Genomic DNA, 17919 nt, shown 5'->3' on the forward strand with positions numbered 1-17919 from the left:
TCATGAGTATTCTCGTCATTGCAGAACACGACAACGCCGGCCTCAAGGCCGCCACCCTCAATGCCGTCACTGCCGCCGCGAAGATTGGTGGCGATATCCACGTCCTGGTTGCCGGTGCCGGTTGTAGCGCCGTCGCCGAGCAGGCCTCCAGGGTCGCCGGCGTGAGCAAGGTCAAGGTCGCCGACGCCGCCCACTACGGCGACCAGACCGGCGAGAACCTCGCCGCGCTGATCGTCGCCAACGCGGCCGGCTACAGCCACATCATTGCGGCGGCCACCAGCATTGGCAAGAACACCCTGCCGCGCGTGGCGGCACTGCTCGACGTGGCGCAGATTTCGGAAATCATCAGCGTGGTCGATGCCGATACCTTTGTGCGTCCGATCTACGCCGGCAATGCGCTGGCGACGGTCAAGTCGAGTGACGCGACCAAGGTCATCACGGTGCGCACCACGGGCTTCGATGCCGCGGCGAGTTCGGGCGGCAGCGCGGCAACCGAGGCTCTGGCTGCCGGCCCCGATCTGGGCCAATCGAAGCTGATCAGCCGCGAGCTGACCAAGTCGGCGCGCCCGGAACTGGGTGCGGCGAAGATCATCGTCTCCGGCGGTCGCGGCATGGGCAGCGGCGAGAACTACCACAAGGTGCTGGAGCCGCTGGCCGACAAGCTCGGCGCCGCGATGGGCGCCTCGCGTGCCGCGGTCGATGCCGGCTTCGTGCCCAACGATTACCAGGTGGGCCAGACCGGCAAGATCGTCGCGCCGCAGCTCTATATCGCGATCGGCATCTCGGGCGCGATCCAGCATCTGGCCGGCATGAAGGATTCGAAGGTGATCGTGGCGATCAACAAGGATCCCGACGCGCCGATCTTCCAGGTGGCCGACTACGGCCTGGTGGCCGACCTGTTCCAGGCGGTGCCGGAGCTGGTGGCGGGACTTTGAGTTGAAAGGGGGACGGCTGCGCCGTCCCCAAAACCGAACGAGTACGGAGCGACAACCATGAGCAGCTATACCGCCCCCCTGAAGGACATGCAGTTCGTCCTCAACGAACTGGCCGGACTCGGCAAGGTGGCCGCCTTGCCGGGTTACGAGGAGGCGACGACCGATGTGGTCGAGGCGATTCTCGACGAATCGGCAAAGTTCACCGGAGGCGTGCTGGACCCGCTCAACTACAGCGGCGACCAGGAGGGCGCGAAGTGGGCCGACAAATCCGTGACCATGCCCAAGGGCTTCAAGGAGGCCTACCGGCAGTTCGTCGATAACGGCTGGAACGCGCTCTCGGGCAATCCCGAGCATGGCGGGCAGGGCCTGCCCAAGGTGGTTTCGGCGGCGGTGCAGGAAATGTGGAAGTCAGCCAACATATCCTTCTCGCTGTGCCCGCTGCTGACGCTGGGCGCGATCGAGGCGCTGGAACTCGCGGGCAACGACGCGCAGAAGGCGATGTACCTGCCCAACATGATTTCCGGCAACTGGACCGGCACCATGAACATCACCGAGCCGCAGGCCGGCTCGGATCTCGCGGCGATCCGCTCGCGCGCCGTGCCGCAGGGCGACGGCACCTACCGCATCTTCGGCCAGAAGATCTTCATCACCTACGGCGACCACGACATGGCGGAGAACACCATCCACCTCGTGCTCGCCCGCACCCCGGATGCGCCGGAAGGCGTCAAGGGCATTTCGCTGTTCGTGGTGCCGAAGTTCATGGTGAATGCGGATGGCTCGCTTGGCGAACGCAACGATGTCTATTGCGTCTCCATCGAGCACAAGCTCGGCATCCATGCCAGCCCGACTTGCGTCATGGTTCATGGCGACAACGGCGGCGCGATCGGCACGCTGGTGGGTCAGGAGAACCAGGGCCTCAAGTACATGTTCGTCATGATGAACGCGGCGCGCTTCGCGGTCGGCCTCGAAGGCCTGGCGATCGCCGAGCGCGCCTACCAGCACGCCGTGGCCTATGCCCGCGACCGCGTGCAGGGCCGCGCCATCGAAGGCTCGGCGAGCGGCGTGGCCATCATCAAACACCCGGACATCCGCCGCATGCTGATGCTGATGCGCGCGAACGTGGAAGCCATGCGCGCGCTGGCCTATTCGGTCGCCGCCGCGCACGATGCCGCCGCGCGCCATCCCGATGCCGCCGAGCGCGCGCAAAACCAGGCCTATGTCGATCTGATGATTCCCGTGGTCAAGGGCTGGAGCACCGAGACCGGCAACGAGATGAGCTACCTCGGCGTACAGGTGCATGGCGGCATGGGCTTCATCGAGGAAACCGGCGCCGCGCAGTACATGCGCGATGCCCGCATCACCACCATCTACGAAGGCACCACGGGCATCCAGGCCAACGACCTGATGGGCCGCAAGATCGCCCGCGAGGGCGGTGCCACGATCAAGGCTGTGCTCGGCACGATGCAGCAGACGCGCAGCGAACTGGCGCAGCAGGCGGGGGCCGAATTTGCGGCCATCGCTGCGGCGCTGGGCCGCGGCATCGAGGCGCTGCAGCAGGCGACCGACTACATCGTCGCCAACTACGGCAGCGACGTGCGCGCGGTGGCGGCCGGTGCCGTGCCTTTCCTGCGTCTGATGGGCGTCGTGTCCGGCGGCTGGATGATGGCACGCGCGGCACTCGCGGCGCAGGGCAGGATCGCCGGCGGTGATGCCGATCCCTTCTATCCGGCCAAGATTGCCACGGCGCATTTCTATGCCGATCACGTCATGGCCGCGGCAGCCGGCCTGGCGCAGGAAGTGGTGCAAGGCGGAGCCAGCGCCCTGAAACTGGATGAAGCGATGTTCTGAAGCCGGGGCTTTGATCGGCAACTACGGGAACCCGCGGGTTCCCGTATTTTTTGCGGCCGCGATTTTTCTTCGGAGGGGGCAATGATAAGCACCGCCGACGCGTGCAGGGGCTGGTATTTGTCGCCGCAAAAGCCAGGAGTATGATGATTGGCTCATTCATCGGAGGAGTTCGATATGTTCGCGAAAACCAGCATCCGAACATTGCTGACATGGGGATTCGGCATCGTCATCGTCCTGATTGCGATCATGGCCACCGTCATTGCCCAGCGCGGACGCACTGTCGCCAGCCATGTTGTCGACATGGCCGAAGATTCCTATCCGAAGGTGGCGGCGGCGGGGGAGCTTCGCCTCAATGTCATGCGCAACTGGACCAACACGCTGTTGTTGATTCAGCTTGCCGATGCCGCCGAAATCAAGCGCGTCACCGACGAGATGGCCGTCAACAGCAATACCATCACGGAAAAGTTCAAGTTCCTCGAAAAGGCGGTTGCCTCGGAGAACGGCAAGACGAGGCTGGCCGCCATGCTGAAGGCGCGCGCAGACTACACGGAGCACCGCAAGAAATACATCGAACTGGTGAAGTCGGGCAGCAAGGATGACGCCAACCGGTTCCTCATGGGAACGCTGAAGCCCAAGCTCGATGCCTACGTCGGCGCCATCACCGAGCTGATCACCCATCAGTCCGCCAAGATGGAGCGGGTCAGCGGGGAAACGCTGTCGCTGACGGCCAACCTCACCACGGTCACCATCGCGCTCTCCCTGCTTGTCATCGTTGTTGCGGTGGTTACCGCCGTTGTCGTTGTCCGCGTCGTGGCCCGGGCGCTGGGCGGCGAGGTCCAGTACGCCAATGACATCGCGCGGGAAATTGCGAACGGCAACCTCGGGATAGAGATACGCATGGAGCCGGGCGATTCGACCAGCCTGCTGGCCTCGATGAAGGCGATGCGCGACCGCCTGCGTGAAATGGTCGGCAAGATCACCACCGGTGCCGGGCAGCTTGGCCAGGCATCCCGGCAACTGGCGCAGGCCGCCAGCGCCGTGGCGGAGTCCTCGGCGAAGCAGAGCGAAGCGACGAGCTCCACCGCCGCCGCCGTCGAGCAGATGACGGTAGGCATCGGTCAGATTGCCGACAGCGCGAGCGAGGCGCATGGTCTTTCGGTCCACTCGGAGGAACTCTCTCGCCAGGGTAGCGGCGTCATTCACAGCGCCGCGTCGGAAATGAGCAAGATCGCCGATTCGGTCGAAGCCTCGTCGGCAATCATCAGCACCCTCGAGCAGCAGTCGATGGAAATCTCGGCCGTGGTCAACGTGATCAAGGAAATCGCCGACCAGACCAATCTGCTGGCGCTCAATGCCGCCATCGAGGCGGCACGTGCCGGCGAGCAGGGAAGGGGCTTTGCGGTGGTCGCCGACGAGGTGAGAAAGCTCGCCGAGCGGACCACGCTGTCGACCCAGGAAATTGCCGCCACCGTGGAAAAAATCCAGAGCGGTACACGGGATGCGGTGCAGAGCATGGTGGCCGGAGTCGATCAGGTTCGTTCCGGCACCGAACTGGCGAAGCAGGCAGGATCATCGATCGTTGAAATCCAGACTGGCGCCCAGCGCGTGGTGGGTGTCGTGAACGACATCACGAATTCGCTTCAGGAACAGAATGCGGCCAGCAACGAGATCGCACGCAATGTGGAAATGATCGCCACCATGGTGGAGGCAAACAACGCCTCGGCCGAACAGGCCGCCACGGCGGCCCAGCAGCTGGAGAAGCTGGCCGATGGGCTGTCGGCCTCGATTGGCTCCTTCCGGCTTTAAGCGGCGGCTCTGATCCGGTCCAAGCCGCATAGGGCTTTCCTACATCTGGGTGTAGATCGGCCCTTCGCCGCCTTGCGGGACTACCCAGGTGATGTTCTGCGTCGGGTCCTTGATGTCGCAGGTCTTGCAGTGCACGCAATTCTGCGCGTTGATCTGCAGGCGCGGATTGTTGCCGTCGTCTTCACGCAGGATTTCATAGACGCCGGCCGGGCAGTAGCGCTGCTCGGGGGCGTCGTAGATCGCCAGATTGGTGGCGATCGGCACACTCGCATCTTTCAGCTGAAGATGGCAGGGCTGGTCTTCCTCGTGGTTGGTATTCGACAGGAAGACGGAGGAAAGCCGGTCAAAGGTCAGGACGCCGTCGGGTTTCTCGTAGGCGATCGGTTTGCATTCGGCGGCCGGCTTGAGCTTCAGGTGGTCGGCCGTGTTGTGCAGGGTCCATGGGGCCTTGCCGCGCAACAACACCTGGTCGATGCCGAACATCAGGGAGCCGGTCCATAGTCCTTTCGCCATCCACGGCTTGAAGTTGCGCGCGGTATGCAGTTCATCGTAGAGCCACGATGCGCGGAAGGCTTCCGGATAGGCCGTCAGGGCGTCGTTGGCGCGGCCGGCAGCCAACGCGGCGGCGGCGGCATCGCCTGCCAGCATGCCGCTCTTGATCGCGGCGTGGCTGCCCTTGATGCGCGACGCGACCAGCATGCCGGCATCGTCGCCAATCAGCGCGCCGCCGGGGAAGTCGAGCTTCGGCAGCGACTGCAGGCCGCCCGCAGCCAGCGCGCGGGCGCCGTAGGCCAGCCGCTTGCCGTCCTTGAACATGGGCGCGATCTGCGGATGGGTTTTCATGCGCTGCATTTCCTCGAAGGGCGCGAGGAAGGGATTCTTGTAGCCGAGGCCGACGACGAGGCCGACCGACACCAGATTTTCGCCGAAGTGGTAGATGAAGCCACCGCCGTAAGTGTCGGATTTCATCGGCCAGCCGAAGGTGTGCATCACCAGGCCCTTCTCGTGCTGCTCGGGATCGATCTCCCACAGTTCCTTGATGCCGATGGCGTAGGTCTGCGGATCGGATTCGGCGCGCAAGCCGAACTTTGCTTCAACCTGCTTGCCCAGATGTCCGCGGCAGCCTTCGGCGAACAGCGTGTATTTGGCCAGCAGTTCCATGCCGGGCTGATGGTTGGCCGTGGGCTGGCCGTCGTGACCGATGCCCATGTCGCCGGTGGCGACGCCGCGCACCGCGCCCTTGTCGTCGTAAAGCACTTCGGCGCCGGCAAAGCCGGGATAAATCTCGACGCCCAGCGCTTCGGCCTGCGCACCGAGCCAGCGGCAAAGCTGGCCCAGGCTGATCACGTAGTTGCCATGGTTCTGGAAGCAGCCGGGCAGCAGCATCACCGGCAGGTCGACGAAGCCGTGCTGCGTCAGGAATGCAAAGCGGTCGCGGGTCACGGCGGTTTCCAGCGGCGCGCCCTGCGCCTGCCAGTCGGGGATCAGTTCGGTCAACGCACGCGGGTCCATGACGGCACCGGAAAGAATGTGGGCGCCGATTTCAGAGCCTTTTTCGATCAGGCAGACGTTGATTTCCGCATTGATCTGCTTCAGGCGGATTGCGGCGGCTAGTCCGGCCGGACCGCCACCCACTATGACAACATCAAACTCCATGGCTTCGCGCTGCATGCTGACCTCGATCGATTGACCTAATCGGCAGATTATAATCTTGAACTCTTCTATAACACTCGGGACCATGTGCCCATGGAACACCACCGCAAGCTCGTCTACAGCAACCGGATGCCGATTCGCTGGGGCGATCAGGACGCCATGGGGCACGTCAACAACACGGTCTATTTCCGCTACATGGAACAGGCGCGCATCGAGTGGCTGGAGAGTTTCGGCTTCGGCACCTCGTGGACACAGACCGAAGGGCCGGTGATCGTCAACGCCAGTTGCACCTTTCTGATCCCCTTCACCTATCCGGGGATCATCGACTGCCGCATGTTCTGCGGCGCGCCGGGTCGCAGCAGCGTGCCGACCTGGTACGAAATGCGCCTGGTGGGCGACGATCGGCTCTTTGCCGAGGGTGCGGCCAAGCTGGTATGGATCAATCCCTCCACGGGGAAGTCGATTCCCCTGCCCGAGGCGATGCGTGTCAGCTGCCTGTAATTCAATCAAGAGGATCACGATGAACACAACGACCGCGCCGATCTGGCAGCCCTCCGCCCAGTGCATCGCCGGCACTCGCCTCACCGCTTTTACGAAGGCCGCGGCAAAGCGCTGGAATCGCCGTCTCGCCAGCGCCGACTATTTGACTTTGCATGCATGGTCGATTGACCACCCGGAAGAATTCTGGGCGTCGGTCTGGGAGTTCGGCGAGGTGCGCGGCGAAATGGGTTCCACAATCGTCGTCAACCGCGAGAAGATGCCGGGCGCAAAGTGGTTCCCGCAGGCGCGGCTGAATTTTGCCGAGAACCTGCTGCGCCGGCGCGATGATGGAGATGCGCTGGTGTTCTGGGGCGAGGACAGGGTCAGGGGCCGCGCCAGCCACGCCGACCTGTATCGCGCCGTGGCGCAGACAGCCGCCGCGCTGCGCGCCATGGGCGTGGTCAAGGGCGACCGCGTTGCCGCCTATCTACCCAACCTGCCGGCCGCGGTGGTGGCGATGCTGGCCACTGCCTCCATTGGGGCGATTTTCTCTTCCGCCTCGCCGGATTTCGGCGTGCAGGGCGTGGTCGACCGCTTCGGCCAGATCGAGCCGAAAGTCTTGTTCGCCTGTGATGGCTATTTCTACAACGGCAAGACCATCGATTGCCTCGGCAAGGTGGCCGACATCGCCGCGCGCATGCCTTCGCTCGAACGCGTCGTTGTCGTTCCTTATGCGGGCGGAGGCGGGGACATCTCCGCCGTGAAACACGGCGTGGCGCTGGCCGATTTTCTCGCGCCTTTCGCCGGCGAACGGGACATCCGCTTCGAGCGGCTGCCCTTCGACCATCCGCTTTACATCATGTATTCCTCGGGCACCACCGGCGTGCCGAAATGCATCGTGCATTGCGCCGGCGGCGTGCTGCTGCAGCACATCAAGGAACACCAGTTGCAGAGCGACGTGCGCGCCAACGACCGCCTGTTCTACTTCACCACCTGCGGCTGGATGATGTGGAACTGGCTGGTGTCGGCCCTGGCCTCGGGCGCCACACTGCTGCTTTACGACGGATCGCCCTTCGTCGGACGCGGCAACATCCTGTTCGACTATGCGGATGCGGAAGGCATGACGCATCTCGGCACTTCGGCCAAGTTCATCGACGCCATCGCCAAGATCGAACTCAAGCCGTGCCAGACGCACAAGCTGGAGCACGTGCGTGCCGTGTTCTCGACCGGCAGCCCGCTGGTGGCGGAAGGTTTCGACTATGTCTACGCCAATATCAAGCAGAACGTCCAGCTCGCATCGGTTTCCGGCGGCACCGACATCATTTCCTGCTTTGTCATCGGCAATCCCAACGGCCCTGTGTATCGCGGCGAGATCCAGTGCGCCGGCCTTGGCATGGCGGTCGGCGTGTTCGACGATGCCGGTCGGCCAGTGCGCGGCGAAAAGGGCGAACTGGTGTGTACCCGCAGCTTTCCCGTGATGCCGATCGGTTTCTGGAAGGACGAAGGCGGCGCAAAATATCACGCGGCCTACTTCGAGCGCTTCGACAACATCTGGTGCCACGGCGATTTCGCCGAGATCACCGCTCATGGCGGCTTCATCATCTACGGCCGTTCCGACGCGACCCTGAATCCGGGCGGTGTGCGCATCGGCACCGCGGAAATCTATCGCCAGGTGGAGAAGCTGCCCGAGGTGGTCGAGTCCATTGTCATCGGCCAGGACTGGCCGCCGGGCAACAGCGGCGACGTGCGCGTGGTGCTTTTCGTCAAGTTGCGCGAGGCGCTGGTGCTCGACGATGCGCTGGAAAAACGCATCAAGCAGGTGATCAAGGACAACACCACGCCGCGCCACGTGCCGGCGAAAATCCTCCAGGTCGCCGATATTCCGCGCACCAAGAGCGGCAAGATCGTTGAGCTGGCGGTGCGCAACGTGGTGCATGGCGCCGCCGTGAAGAACGTCGAGGCGCTGGCCAATCCCGAGGCGCTGGAACACTTCCGCGATCGCGCCGAGTTGCAGCGCTGAGAGAAAGGCGTTTCAGTCTTTTTTCGTGCCCTGCTCGAACTGGTCGACGCTCCAGCCGGCCCGTTCGTCCAGCGCCAGTGCAGCAGCAAGGAAGGGCAGGCATTCTTCCAGCGCGGCCGCCAATGTCCACGGCGGATTGATGACGAACATGCCGCTGCCATGCATGCCGTGACCTTTCGTTGCCGGTGCGCGAACGCTGAGCGTGGCATGCAGCCAGTGGCTGGCGCCGGCCTTCTTCAGTTTTTCCGGCAGCTGGTTGGCTTCGATGGTGGGCAGCATCGGGTGCCAGACCAGGTAGGTGCCGGTGGCAAAGCGTTTCAGCGCGTCCTTGACGGCGACGACGACCTTCATGTAGTCGCTCTTGATTTCGTAGGACGGGTCGATCAGCACCAGGCCCCTGCGTGAGGGCGGCGGCAGAGCGGCCTTCAGCACTTCGAAGCCGTCGGCCTGTTCCACGGAAATGCGCCGCCCGGCATCCTTGAACTGGCGTCGCAGCAATGCAAAATCCGTCGAATGGAGCTCGCATAGCCGCAGGGTGTCGCGCACCTGGGCCGTGTCGCGGATCAGGCTTGCGGCGATTCGCGGCGATCCGGGATAGCGACGCAGGGTGGCGCTGCCGTTCAGGGCGCGTACCAGAGCCACATAGGCGACCAGCGGCGGTGGCAGATCCTTGCGCCCCCAAAGCCGGCCGATGCCTTCCACATACTCGCCGGTGCGCTTGGCCTGCTCCGCATCGAGGGCGTAGAAACCCGCGCCGGCATGGGTGTCGACCAGGGTGTAGGGCTTGTCCTTGCTGTTCATGTGCTCGATGCAGAGCATCAGCACGAGGTGCTTGAGGACGTCGGCGTGGTTGCCGGCGTGGAAGGCGTGGCGATAGCTGAGCATAAAATTCCTACTGAAATAGGCTCTGAGCGCAGGATAGAATGCGCGACCATGAATGATACGCAGGGTATCCGGGTTTCAAAACTTTTGGCGGAACGCGGACTGTGCTCGCGGCGCGAGGCCGACGCCTATATCGAGCGCGGTCTGGTGTTCGTCGATGGCCAGCGGGTCACGCAACTGGGCACCCGGGCCGCCGCCGATGCGGTGATTACTCTGGCGCCGGAGGCGCGTGCAACGCAGGCGCGGCAGGCGACCATCCTGCTGCACAAGCCGATCGGCATCGTTTCCGGCCAGGCCGAGGACGGCCACCAGCCGGCCGTGAGCCTGATCTCGCCGAAGACCCAGATGGCCGGCGATCATCAGCGCTTCCAGCCCTCCCACCTGAAAGGCCTGGCGCCGGCGGGACGGCTCGACATCGATTCCACCGGCTTGCTGGTGCTGACCCAGGACGGCCGCGTGGCGCGGCAACTGATCGGCGATGACTCGAAGGTGGAGAAGGAATATCTGGTCCGGGTCGAGGGCTCGCTCGACGAGCGGGGCCTTGCGCTGCTCAACCACGGGTTGGAGCTGGACGGGAAGAAGCTGCGCCCGGCGAATGTTGCCTGGGCCAATCCGGAACAACTGCGTTTCGTGCTGACCGAGGGTCGCAAGCGGCAGATTCGCCGCATGTGCGAACTGGTGGGCCTGCGGGTGACCGGATTGAAACGGGTGCGTATCGGCCGCGTTCGTCTGGGAGATTTGCCCCTGGGCCAGTGGCGCTTTCTGCGCGAAGACGAGCGATTCTAGGGGCTGTGGTTGTGCCTGGCGGGCTTGACTCGACAGGCAAGCTTGCCGAGTATAGGCATATGCACGCACGCGATGAAACGGTTGAAGCGGAATATCAGACCCAGGCCCGGCTGCCTCGGCATTGGCCGTCGCGCCTGGCGTGGGCCATCGGCCTGCTCGCCGCCGCAGCGATTGTCGCACTGGCCTTCGGCGCCTATCGGCAGCCGGAATTGCTGTTGAATCTTATGGGGCTTCGCTACTGCGGCTGACGGAATCGTTCTGCTCCGGGGTATCGTCCATCGCCAGCAGCATGGTCGAAGTGGTTTCATCGAGGCCGAGGCGGCGAACCAGGGTTTGCTGGTTGATGCGCAGTAGTTCGCGGATGCCATTCAGGTCGTCCGGCAGGGCAGCGTCGCTCCAGCTGTTGGCAGAGTGGCGGGCCAGATCGACGGCCAGCTTGACGTTGCGTACCCGGGGATTTTCCGCGTTCTTGCTGTCCATCAATTGGGACAGAAGTTGCGGCAGGTGCCATGTTTCGGCCAGCCCCATCTTGAGCTGATAGAGCGGTATGCCGTAAATTTCGGTTTGAATGTCCGCGGAGCGCCTGGTGCGGTCGGCGATCTGGGTATCGCGGACCTTGATGGCGATCCTGGGTGCGAAGCACCACATCAGAAGTTCTGCCATATCGTGGAGCAGGGCGGCCAGCGTGATTTCGTCGACATCGAGGTCGTGCCGGACAATGGCCCAGTCGCGGGCCCATTGCGCCGCGCGGCGCGCACGATGGATGACCTTGAGCATGCCGAGCAGGGCCTGCGGGTAGGGCTTGAGTTGGTTTTCGATCTGCGGCAAATCCTGGAAATCGCGGAAAAAAGGCGTAATGCCGATCATCATGATCGCCCGCTCGATCGTGGTGATGTCGGTCGTCTGGCGCGCGCGGCGATTCGTTTCGATATAGCCGAGAACGCGCAAGGTCATCATCGGGTCGCGCAGAATCGTCGCGGAAAGCACGCGACCGTTGACGTTTTCGGCGTTCTCGCGCATCCGCTCGAGTTCCTGCACCGTATGGCGCAAAACGGGAAGATTGGCTTCGCGGAAATAGGCTACCCACGCCTCCAGATCCGGGAGCGGCTGTTCAATCATGGTCGAGGATCCCTCATGGTCGCCATCTTGGCATGAACAGCACCGGGTTAATCGGCCCGGCGCCGTTGTATTTTGCCTCGTTACGGACCTTGCTACGGGGAGCGCTGCTTGGTAGAATGCCCGGCTTCCCTTGCTCCACCCGTTACGCATGCGGGGGGGCTGTAACCCAACCACAAGGAGATTGCATGCGCCATTATGAAGTCGTATTTATCGTCCACCCGGACCAGTCCGAGCAGGTTCCGGCGATGATCGAGCGTTACAAGACGCTGGTCACCGGCCGCAACGGAGCCATCCACCGCCTCGAAGACTGGGGTCGTCGCCAGATGGCCTATCCGATCCAGAAGGTGCACAAAGCCCACTACGTGCTGATGAATATCGAGTGCGATGGTGAAACCCTGGCCGAACTCGAGCACGCTTTCAAGTTCAACGATGCCGTATTGCGCCACCTGACGGTGAAAACGCGCAAGGCGGTGGTGACTCCCTCTCCGATGATGAAGGAAGAGAAGTCGCGTTCGTTGACCCAGGGCGATGCCAAGGTCGAGGCTCCGGCTGCTGCCGTTGCCGCCTGAGGATAAGCCGGGCAATCTGACGCAGTTGTCGGGTCGCTTGCTTGAGCGTGGCGCATTGCGCCGCACCCCCGCCGGGATACCGGTTCTCGAATTTCTCCTCGCGCATGTCTCGACCCAGGTCGAAGCCGACGTCGAGCGCAAGGTGGAATGCGAGATGGCCTGTGTAGCAATGGGCCGGCCGGCGCAAGTGCTGCTTGCAGCCAAGCCGGGAGACGGGATCAGGGTGGCAGGTTTTCTCGCCGCCCGTAGCCTCAAGCGTCGCAGCCCGATACTGCATGTGAATACAGTCGAATTCGTGGAAGGAACTGAAAATGGCATTCAAGCCGAAAAGTAAGACCAACGTAAAGCGCAAGGACGACAAGGGCCGCAGCCTGTTCAAGCGCCGAAAATTCTGCCGCTTCACGGCTGAGAAGATCGAAGAGATCGACTACAAGGACGTCGAAATCCTCAAGGACTTCATCGCCGAAAACGCCAAGATCATGCCGGCGCGCATCACCGGCACCAAGACCGGCTACCAGCGCCAGCTGTCGACCGCCATCAAGCGCGCGCGCTTCCTGGCGCTGCTGCCCTACACCGATCTGCACCAGTAAGCGAGGACGAGACCATGCAAATCATTCTGATGGAAAAAGTCGTGAACCTCGGTGGCCTCGGTGACGTGGTCAAAGTCAAGGACGGCTATGCCCGCAACTTCCTGATCCCGCAAGGCAAGGCCAAGCGCGCGACCGAAGCCAACCGCAAGATTTTTGAAGAAAAGCGCGCCGAACTCGAGCGCATCCAGGCCGAGGCGATTGCCGCTGCCCGGGCCCAGGTCGAGAAGCTCGAAGGCCTGATGCTGCAAATCACCCGCAAGACCGGCGTCGATGGCCGCCTGTTCGGCTCCGTGTCGACCCATGACATCGCCGAGGCGCTTGCCGCCCAGGGCTTCCAGGTCGAGAAGTCGGCGATCCGCCTGCCCGAAGGTCCGCTCAAGACCATTGGCGACACGCCGGTCCAGATCGCGCTGCATACTGATGTCGTGGCGACGGTGACGGTGTCTGTCCTCGGCGAGCACTGAGTCGCACCTCGTTCCAAGACAAGGCCGCTGACATGTCGTCAGCGGCCTTGTTGTTTGTGGCGGCCGTTTCCTCGCCGCTGATGCCATTCACGCGATGTTGCGGCGCGTGCGATTCATCCACTGCATTTACACAAGTTCTCCACAGAATTTCCACAACTTGTTCACTTACCACAAGCCGATGCGCGCGGTAGACTCTGCGCTTCACATCGGAGACAGCGATGGCCCAGGTACGCGCCTTCAATTCCCAGCAGCCGGTCGATTCACAAGTCGCCGCGCTCAAGCTTCCCCCCCATTCCATCGAGGCCGAGCAATCGCTGATCGGCGGCCTGCTGATCGACAATGCGGCGTGGGATCGCATCGGCGATGTGGTCCGCGAAACCGATTTCTATCGCGATGACCATCGCCGGATCTTTCGCCATATCGGCAAGCTGATCCAGCAGGGCCGGCCGGCCGACGTGGTGACCGTCTACGAGTCCATCGAAGCTTCGAATGAAGTTGATCAGACCGGCGGCCTCGGTTATCTCGGCGAAATCGCCAACGCCACGCCGTCGGCGGCGAATATCCGGCGCTATGCCGAGATCGTGCGCGAGCGCGCCATTCTTCGCCAGTTGGTCACCGTCGGCGATGAAATCGCCGGCAATGCGCTGAATCCCGCCGGGCGCGACGTAAAAACCCTGCTTGACGATGCCGAACAGCGCATTTTTCAGATTGCCGAGGCCGGCAATCGCAGCAACAACGGCTTCGTTGCGATCCAACCCCTGCTGGGCGAGGTCGTCGAGCGCATGGAAACCCTGCTGGCGCGCGACAGCCAGTCGGATATCACCGGCGTTGCCACAGGATTTGCAGACCTTGACCGGATGACTTCCGGTCTGCAACCGGGCGACATGGTCGTTGTCGCCGGGCGCCCGTCGATGGGCAAGACCGCGTTCGCGCTCAACATCGCCGAGCATGTCGGCGTCGAGTTGCGGCTGCCGGTGGCGATTTTCAGCCTGGAAATGTCCGGTCCGCAACTCGCCACGCGCTTTCTGTCATCGGTCGGCCGCATCGACCAGGGCAAGCTGCGCACCGGCCGCCTGACCGATGACGAATGGGACCGCATGACCGTGGCGCTGGGCAAACTGCACGAGGCACCGATCCATATCGACGAGACCGGCGCCATCAACTCGACCGACCTGCGCGCCCGCGCGCGACGCCTGCATCGGCAGTTCGGCAAGCTCGGCCTGATCATCATCGACTACCTGCAGTTGATGAGCTCCAACCGTGACGGCGAGAATCGCGCCACGGAAATTTCGGAGATTTCAAGGTCGATCAAGGCGCTGGCCAAGGAGTTGCAGGTGCCGATCATTGCGCTGTCGCAACTCTCGCGCAAGGTCGAGGAGCGCAACGACAAGCGGCCGCTGATGAGCGACTTGCGCGAATCCGGCGCCATCGAGCAGGACGCCGACATCATCCTGATGATGTACCGCGAGGAATACTACAAGCCCGACACGCAGGACAAGGGCACGGCCGAGGCCATCATCGGGAAGCACCGCAACGGTCCGGTCGGTACAGTGCGGCTAACCTTCCTCGGCGAATACACCAAGTTTGAAAATTTTGCTTCAGGTTCGTATCGAACCTGAAGCAAAGTTTCAGTGCAGGCTAACATCGCGAAGCGATGTTAATCGACCGCAGGGAGAGGCCGGAGCTAAAATTTTGCCGCGGGTTCAGCCTCGTACCGGGGCTGAACAGCAACGACTACAGCACTTCCGCCGCGTGATCGGCCAGTCGCGAGCGTTCGCCGCGCTGCAAAGTCACGTGGCCCGAATGCGACCAGCCCTTGAAGCGGTCCACCACATAAGTCAGGCCTGAACTGCCTTCGGTCAGATAGGGCGTGTCGATCTGGGCGATATTGCCCAGGCAGACCACCTTGGTGCCGGGGCCGGCGCGGGTGATCAGGGTTTTCATCTGCTTCGGCGTCAGGTTCTGCGCTTCATCGATGATGAGGAACTTGTTCATGAAGGTGCGGCCGCGCATGAAGTTGAGCGACTTGATCTTGATCCGGCTGCGGATCAGGTCCATCGTCGCCGCGCGTCCCCAGTCGCCGCCGTAGCTGCCGGCGCTGGCCCCCGGCCCACCGGCGGGCGTTTCGGCCGGCTTGTTGAGCACGTCGAGGTTGTCTTCCAGCGCGCCCATCCAGGGCGTCATCTTTTCTTCTTCGGTCCCAGGGAGGAAACCGATGTCCTCGCCGACGGGAACGGTGACCCGGGTGATGATGATCTCGGCGAAAAGCTTGGTTTCCAGCGTCTGCGTCAGGGCGGCGGCAAGCGTCAGCAGCGTCTTGCCGGTGCCGGCCTGGCCGAGGAGAGTGACGAAGTCGATCTCCGGATTCATCAGCAGGTTGAGGGCGAAGTTCTGCTCGCGGTTTCGTGCGGTGATGCCCCAGACGGCATTCTTGGCGTGGCTGTAGTCGATCAGGGTTTCCAGTTCCGCCGTCTTGCCGGCGCCGACTCTTACCCATGCCTGCAGCGGTTGCGGGCCTTCCTGCCAGACGAACTCATTGACCAGCAGATCGGGGCAGAGCGGGCCCTTGATGCGGTAGTAGGTGCGGCTGTCCTTCTTCCATGACTCCAGGCCTTTGGCGTGGGTGTCCCAGAAATCCGGCGGCAGTTCGAGGGTGCCGGTGTAGAGGAGATCGGTATCCTCCAGCACCTTGTCGTTGAAATAATCCTGTGCTTCGAGACCCAGTGCGCGGGCCTTGATGCGCATGTTGATGTCCTTGGAGACCAGGATCACCGGTCGCTTGGGGAACTTCTGGCACAGATGCATCACCACGCCGATGATCTGGTTGTCGGCCTTGGCGGTCGGCAGCGAAATCGGCAGGACGCCGTTGATGGCCTCGGTCTGGAAGAACAGATGGCCGGTCGCCAGTTGGCGCGAGGGGCCGGTCAGGGCTATGCCGTGGGCCATGTTGTGCTCGGCACCAGAGACGATCTCGTCCATCAGGCGGCTGGCCTGGCGCGCATTGCGCGCGACTTCCGACATGCCCTTCTTGTTCGCGTCGAGTTCCTCGAGGGTCATCATCGGCACGTAAATGTCGTGCTCCTCGAAGCGGAAGAGGCTCAAGGGATCGTGCATCAGCACATTGGTGTCGAGCACGAACAGCTTGGTGACGGGGCTCTTGTGGGTCTTGGCGCGCTTGGCGTTCATGAGGACCTCGGTACATGGATGGTGGCAGGCTCACGATAGCCAGCCGCGGTGCCGCGGAATGCGCAAGGAAAGGCCGGAATACCGGCCCTGTTCCGGATTACAGCTTGCGTACTGCGTCGAGCACGATGGCCGCGTTGCCATCGGCCTTGGTGGAGCGCCATTCCTGGCGCAGGATGCCGTTTCCGTCGATCAGGAAGGTACTGCGCTCGATACCGAGTACCTTCTTGCCATACAGCATCTTGTTCTTGACCACGTCGAACATGCGGCAGAGCACACCTTCGATGTCGGAGATCAGTTCGAAGGGCAATCCGAGCTTGGCCTTGAAGCTTTCGTGCGACTTCAGATCGTCGCGCGAAACACCGACCACGATGCAGCCGGCCTTGACGAATTGACTGTGCAAGTCGCGGAATTGCTGCGCCTGGGCGGTGCAGCCGGGTGTATTGTCCTTGGGGTAAAAATACAGCACCAGCGGTTTTCCCAGATGTGTGGACAGGGTGAATTCGCCGCCGGTGGCGGGTACGGTAAAGTCGGGGACTTGCAACCCGAGGGCAGAGGGGGCGGCGGGGTTGGATTTGAAAGTGTCGATCATGCAGCTTCCTTCCAGGTTGACAGAAATTCCTCGCCCTGCAGCATCAACAGGCCTGCACGACCGGGGATTTCGCCCCGGATCATTTCGTGGCGAGGCAGCAGCGCCGGGTCGAGCGCATCGCGCATCTTTCCCAGCGATGCCAGTTCGTAACCCTGTTCGCGCCAGCCTGTCAGCAGGCGTTCGAGGGTATCGCCGAACTTGAGGCCTTCAAGTTCGGCGTGCAGCGTGAATACGTGATCCTGCCGGGCTTCCGCCGTGAGCCGCAACAGATGCAGATGCACGTTGTCCGGCGTCAGATCGTCGGTGCCGATCAGTTCGTCCAGCGTCGGCAGGCTCGTCGGCAGTTGCGGGCAGGCGACGACTTCGCCATTCCAGACCGGAACGAAGGCATGCGTGCCACGGCAATCGGAGGCCCAGCGGTAGCCAAGCCGTTGCGTCAGGCGCAGCGCATGGGCATTCATTTGCCAGCCGGCGGCGCCGTGGCCCGGGGCTTCGGTGCCGAAGATATCGACATAGCGTTCGTGCGCCCGGCGCATTTCGATTTCGGTCCAGGTGGCGTTGGCGCGTTCGACGCCGTCCTGCCATTTGACGTGGTCCCAGCAGTGGATCGCCGTTTCGAAACCGGCATCGCGCGTGGCGCGCATGATGTCGGCGCCGCGGCGGCCGATATCGGGGCCGGGCAGCAGGGTGCCGTACATGAGGGTCTTGATGCCGTAGTGAGAAACGACCGAGGTGCGCTGCACCTTCTTCATGAAGCCGGGACGGAAGGCGCGCTTGATGGCGCGGCCCGTGTGATCGGGGCCCAGCGAAAAGAGGAAGCTCGCGTCGGCGCGCTGGCGACGCAAAATCTCCACCAGTCGCGGTACGCCTTGCTGCGTGCCGCGCCAGGTATCGACATCGATTTTCAGTGCGAGCTTCATGGTGCCCTAGACGGGCCGCCCCTAGAGGGCAGCCGCCCCCCTGTGGGGGGCAGCGAGCGTTATGCGAGCGTG

General features: G+C 63.0%; 18 protein-coding genes. 12 read left to right on the top strand and 6 right to left on the bottom strand.

Going from position 1 to position 17919, the window contains the following annotated elements:
* The first annotated feature begins 2 nt into the window (after positions 1 to 2).
* From SUTH_RS07395 to SUTH_RS18370, 3 genes are all read left to right on the top strand, one after another.
* A complete protein-coding gene (locus SUTH_RS07395; RefSeq protein ID WP_041098269.1) occupies positions 3 to 935 on the top strand; it encodes an electron transfer flavoprotein subunit alpha/FixB family protein in 933 nt (310 codons plus the stop codon).
* Positions 936 to 992: 57 nt separating this feature from the next.
* On the top strand, positions 993 to 2783 hold the full coding sequence (locus SUTH_RS07400) for an acyl-CoA dehydrogenase (RefSeq protein WP_041098271.1): 1791 nt from the start codon (positions 993 to 995) through the stop codon (positions 2781 to 2783).
* Positions 2784 to 2957: 174 nt separating this feature from the next.
* A complete protein-coding gene (locus tag SUTH_RS18370) occupies positions 2958 to 4589 on the top strand; it encodes a methyl-accepting chemotaxis protein (protein ID WP_052473422.1) in 1632 nt (543 codons plus the stop codon).
* Between the two features lie 39 nt (positions 4590 to 4628).
* On the opposite strand, the gene SUTH_RS07410 is transcribed toward SUTH_RS18370, so the two are convergent.
* A complete protein-coding gene (locus tag SUTH_RS07410) occupies positions 4629 to 6260 on the bottom strand; it encodes an electron transfer flavoprotein-ubiquinone oxidoreductase (RefSeq protein ID WP_041098273.1) in 1632 nt (543 codons plus the stop codon).
* Between the two features lie 75 nt (positions 6261 to 6335).
* Between SUTH_RS07410 and SUTH_RS07415 the strand changes: the two genes are divergently transcribed.
* Together SUTH_RS07415 and SUTH_RS07420 are read left to right on the top strand one after the other, a co-directional pair.
* Positions 6336 to 6743 (top strand): acyl-CoA thioesterase, encoded by a 408-nt coding sequence (locus SUTH_RS07415; RefSeq protein WP_041098275.1) that lies wholly within the window; start codon positions 6336 to 6338, stop codon positions 6741 to 6743.
* Positions 6744 to 6762: 19 nt separating this feature from the next.
* Positions 6763 to 8742, top strand: a complete 1980-nt coding sequence (locus SUTH_RS07420) for an acetoacetate--CoA ligase (protein ID WP_041098277.1) — start codon at positions 6763 to 6765, stop codon at positions 8740 to 8742.
* Between the two features lie 12 nt (positions 8743 to 8754).
* On the opposite strand, the gene SUTH_RS07425 is transcribed toward SUTH_RS07420, so the two are convergent.
* On the bottom strand, positions 8755 to 9627 hold the full coding sequence (locus SUTH_RS07425) for a 23S rRNA (adenine(2030)-N(6))-methyltransferase RlmJ (RefSeq protein WP_041098279.1): 873 nt from the start codon (positions 9625 to 9627) through the stop codon (positions 8755 to 8757).
* A 48-nt stretch (positions 9628 to 9675) separates the two neighbouring features.
* Between SUTH_RS07425 and SUTH_RS07430 the strand changes: the two genes are divergently transcribed.
* Together SUTH_RS07430 and SUTH_RS07435 are read left to right on the top strand one after the other, a co-directional pair.
* Positions 9676 to 10410 (top strand): pseudouridine synthase, encoded by a 735-nt coding sequence (locus tag SUTH_RS07430; RefSeq protein WP_041098281.1) that lies wholly within the window; start codon positions 9676 to 9678, stop codon positions 10408 to 10410.
* A 59-nt stretch (positions 10411 to 10469) separates the two neighbouring features.
* Positions 10470 to 10658, top strand: coding sequence for a hypothetical protein (locus tag SUTH_RS07435; protein ID WP_041098283.1), 189 nt, complete (start codon positions 10470 to 10472; stop codon positions 10656 to 10658).
* On the opposite strand, the gene SUTH_RS07440 is transcribed toward SUTH_RS07435, so the two are convergent.
* Positions 10633 to 11529 (bottom strand): HDOD domain-containing protein, encoded by an 897-nt coding sequence (locus SUTH_RS07440; protein WP_070099331.1) that lies wholly within the window; start codon positions 11527 to 11529, stop codon positions 10633 to 10635. The two genes, SUTH_RS07435 and SUTH_RS07440, sit on opposite strands and share 26 nt — an antisense overlap.
* Positions 11530 to 11714: 185 nt before the next feature.
* Here SUTH_RS07440 and rpsF point away from each other — a divergent pair, with 185 nt between their 5' ends.
* From rpsF to dnaB, 5 genes are all read left to right on the top strand, one after another.
* The gene (gene rpsF / locus SUTH_RS07445) at positions 11715 to 12098 is read left to right on the top strand and encodes a 30S ribosomal protein S6 (protein WP_041098285.1); all 384 of its coding nucleotides are present in this window, start codon (positions 11715 to 11717) and stop codon (positions 12096 to 12098) included.
* Positions 12058 to 12432: a primosomal replication protein N gene (gene priB / locus SUTH_RS07450; protein WP_052473424.1), complete on the top strand. Its 375-nt coding sequence runs from the start codon at positions 12058 to 12060 to the stop codon at positions 12430 to 12432. Before rpsF ends, priB begins: the two co-directional genes overlap by 41 nt.
* Positions 12410 to 12688 carry a 30S ribosomal protein S18 gene (gene rpsR, locus SUTH_RS07455; protein ID WP_041098289.1) on the top strand — a complete coding sequence of 93 codons (279 nt, stop codon included), beginning with the start codon at positions 12410 to 12412 and terminating at the stop codon, positions 12686 to 12688. Before priB ends, rpsR begins: the two co-directional genes overlap by 23 nt.
* 14 nt (positions 12689 to 12702) lie before the next feature.
* A complete protein-coding gene (gene rplI / locus SUTH_RS07460) occupies positions 12703 to 13152 on the top strand; it encodes a 50S ribosomal protein L9 (RefSeq protein WP_041098291.1) in 450 nt (149 codons plus the stop codon).
* 218 nt (positions 13153 to 13370) lie between these two features.
* Positions 13371 to 14771 (top strand): replicative DNA helicase, encoded by a 1401-nt coding sequence (gene dnaB / locus SUTH_RS07465; protein ID WP_041098293.1) that lies wholly within the window; start codon positions 13371 to 13373, stop codon positions 14769 to 14771.
* Between the two features lie 115 nt (positions 14772 to 14886).
* On the opposite strand, the gene SUTH_RS07470 is transcribed toward dnaB, so the two are convergent.
* The 3 genes from SUTH_RS07470 to SUTH_RS07480 all read right to left on the bottom strand — a co-directional run bounded on the left by SUTH_RS07470 (position 14887) and on the right by SUTH_RS07480 (position 17847).
* On the bottom strand, positions 14887 to 16338 hold the full coding sequence (locus SUTH_RS07470; RefSeq protein WP_041098295.1) for a PhoH family protein: 1452 nt from the start codon (positions 16336 to 16338) through the stop codon (positions 14887 to 14889).
* A gap of 97 nt (positions 16339 to 16435) precedes the next feature.
* Entirely contained in the window at positions 16436 to 16927 is a 492-nt protein-coding gene (locus SUTH_RS07475) for a peroxiredoxin (protein WP_052473426.1), read from the bottom strand.
* Complete coding sequence (locus tag SUTH_RS07480; RefSeq protein ID WP_041098297.1) at positions 16924 to 17847, bottom strand: polysaccharide deacetylase family protein; 924 nt, start codon at positions 17845 to 17847, stop codon at positions 16924 to 16926. Before SUTH_RS07480 ends, SUTH_RS07475 begins: the two co-directional genes overlap by 4 nt.
* Positions 17848 to 17919: the final 72 nt, after the last annotated feature.

The sequence above is a fragment of the Sulfuritalea hydrogenivorans sk43H genome (assembly GCF_000828635.1).
Classification (GTDB): Bacteria; Pseudomonadota; Gammaproteobacteria; order Burkholderiales; family Rhodocyclaceae; genus Sulfuritalea; species Sulfuritalea hydrogenivorans.

What these genes read in the sequence shown, in the direction of transcription:
- rplI (WP_041098291.1), top strand. Translation starts at nt 12,703, where the DNA reads ATGCAAATCATTCTGATGGAAAAAGTCGTGAACCTCGGTGGCCTCGGT.
- priB (WP_052473424.1), top strand. Translation starts at nt 12,058, where the DNA reads ATGCCAAGGTCGAGGCTCCGGCTGCTGCCGTTGCCGCCTGAGGATAAG.
- SUTH_RS07420 (WP_041098277.1), top strand. Translation starts at nt 6,763, where the DNA reads ATGAACACAACGACCGCGCCGATCTGGCAGCCCTCCGCCCAGTGCATC.
- SUTH_RS07410 (WP_041098273.1), bottom strand. Translation starts at nt 6,260, where the DNA reads ATGCAGCGCGAAGCCATGGAGTTTGATGTTGTCATAGTGGGTGGCGGT.
- SUTH_RS07430 (WP_041098281.1), top strand. Translation starts at nt 9,676, where the DNA reads ATGAATGATACGCAGGGTATCCGGGTTTCAAAACTTTTGGCGGAACGC.
- SUTH_RS07470 (WP_041098295.1), bottom strand. Translation starts at nt 16,338, where the DNA reads ATGAACGCCAAGCGCGCCAAGACCCACAAGAGCCCCGTCACCAAGCTG.
- SUTH_RS07395 (WP_041098269.1), top strand. Translation starts at nt 3, where the DNA reads ATGAGTATTCTCGTCATTGCAGAACACGACAACGCCGGCCTCAAGGCC.
- SUTH_RS07425 (WP_041098279.1), bottom strand. Translation starts at nt 9,627, where the DNA reads ATGCTCAGCTATCGCCACGCCTTCCACGCCGGCAACCACGCCGACGTC.
- SUTH_RS07480 (WP_041098297.1), bottom strand. Translation starts at nt 17,847, where the DNA reads ATGAAGCTCGCACTGAAAATCGATGTCGATACCTGGCGCGGCACGCAG.
- rpsR (WP_041098289.1), top strand. Translation starts at nt 12,410, where the DNA reads ATGGCATTCAAGCCGAAAAGTAAGACCAACGTAAAGCGCAAGGACGAC.
- dnaB (WP_041098293.1), top strand. Translation starts at nt 13,371, where the DNA reads ATGGCCCAGGTACGCGCCTTCAATTCCCAGCAGCCGGTCGATTCACAA.
- SUTH_RS07415 (WP_041098275.1), top strand. Translation starts at nt 6,336, where the DNA reads ATGGAACACCACCGCAAGCTCGTCTACAGCAACCGGATGCCGATTCGC.
- SUTH_RS18370 (WP_052473422.1), top strand. Translation starts at nt 2,958, where the DNA reads ATGTTCGCGAAAACCAGCATCCGAACATTGCTGACATGGGGATTCGGC.
- rpsF (WP_041098285.1), top strand. Translation starts at nt 11,715, where the DNA reads ATGCGCCATTATGAAGTCGTATTTATCGTCCACCCGGACCAGTCCGAG.
- SUTH_RS07435 (WP_041098283.1), top strand. Translation starts at nt 10,470, where the DNA reads ATGCACGCACGCGATGAAACGGTTGAAGCGGAATATCAGACCCAGGCC.
- SUTH_RS07475 (WP_052473426.1), bottom strand. Translation starts at nt 16,927, where the DNA reads ATGATCGACACTTTCAAATCCAACCCCGCCGCCCCCTCTGCCCTCGGG.
- SUTH_RS07440 (WP_070099331.1), bottom strand. Translation starts at nt 11,529, where the DNA reads ATGATTGAACAGCCGCTCCCGGATCTGGAGGCGTGGGTAGCCTATTTC.
- SUTH_RS07400 (WP_041098271.1), top strand. Translation starts at nt 993, where the DNA reads ATGAGCAGCTATACCGCCCCCCTGAAGGACATGCAGTTCGTCCTCAAC.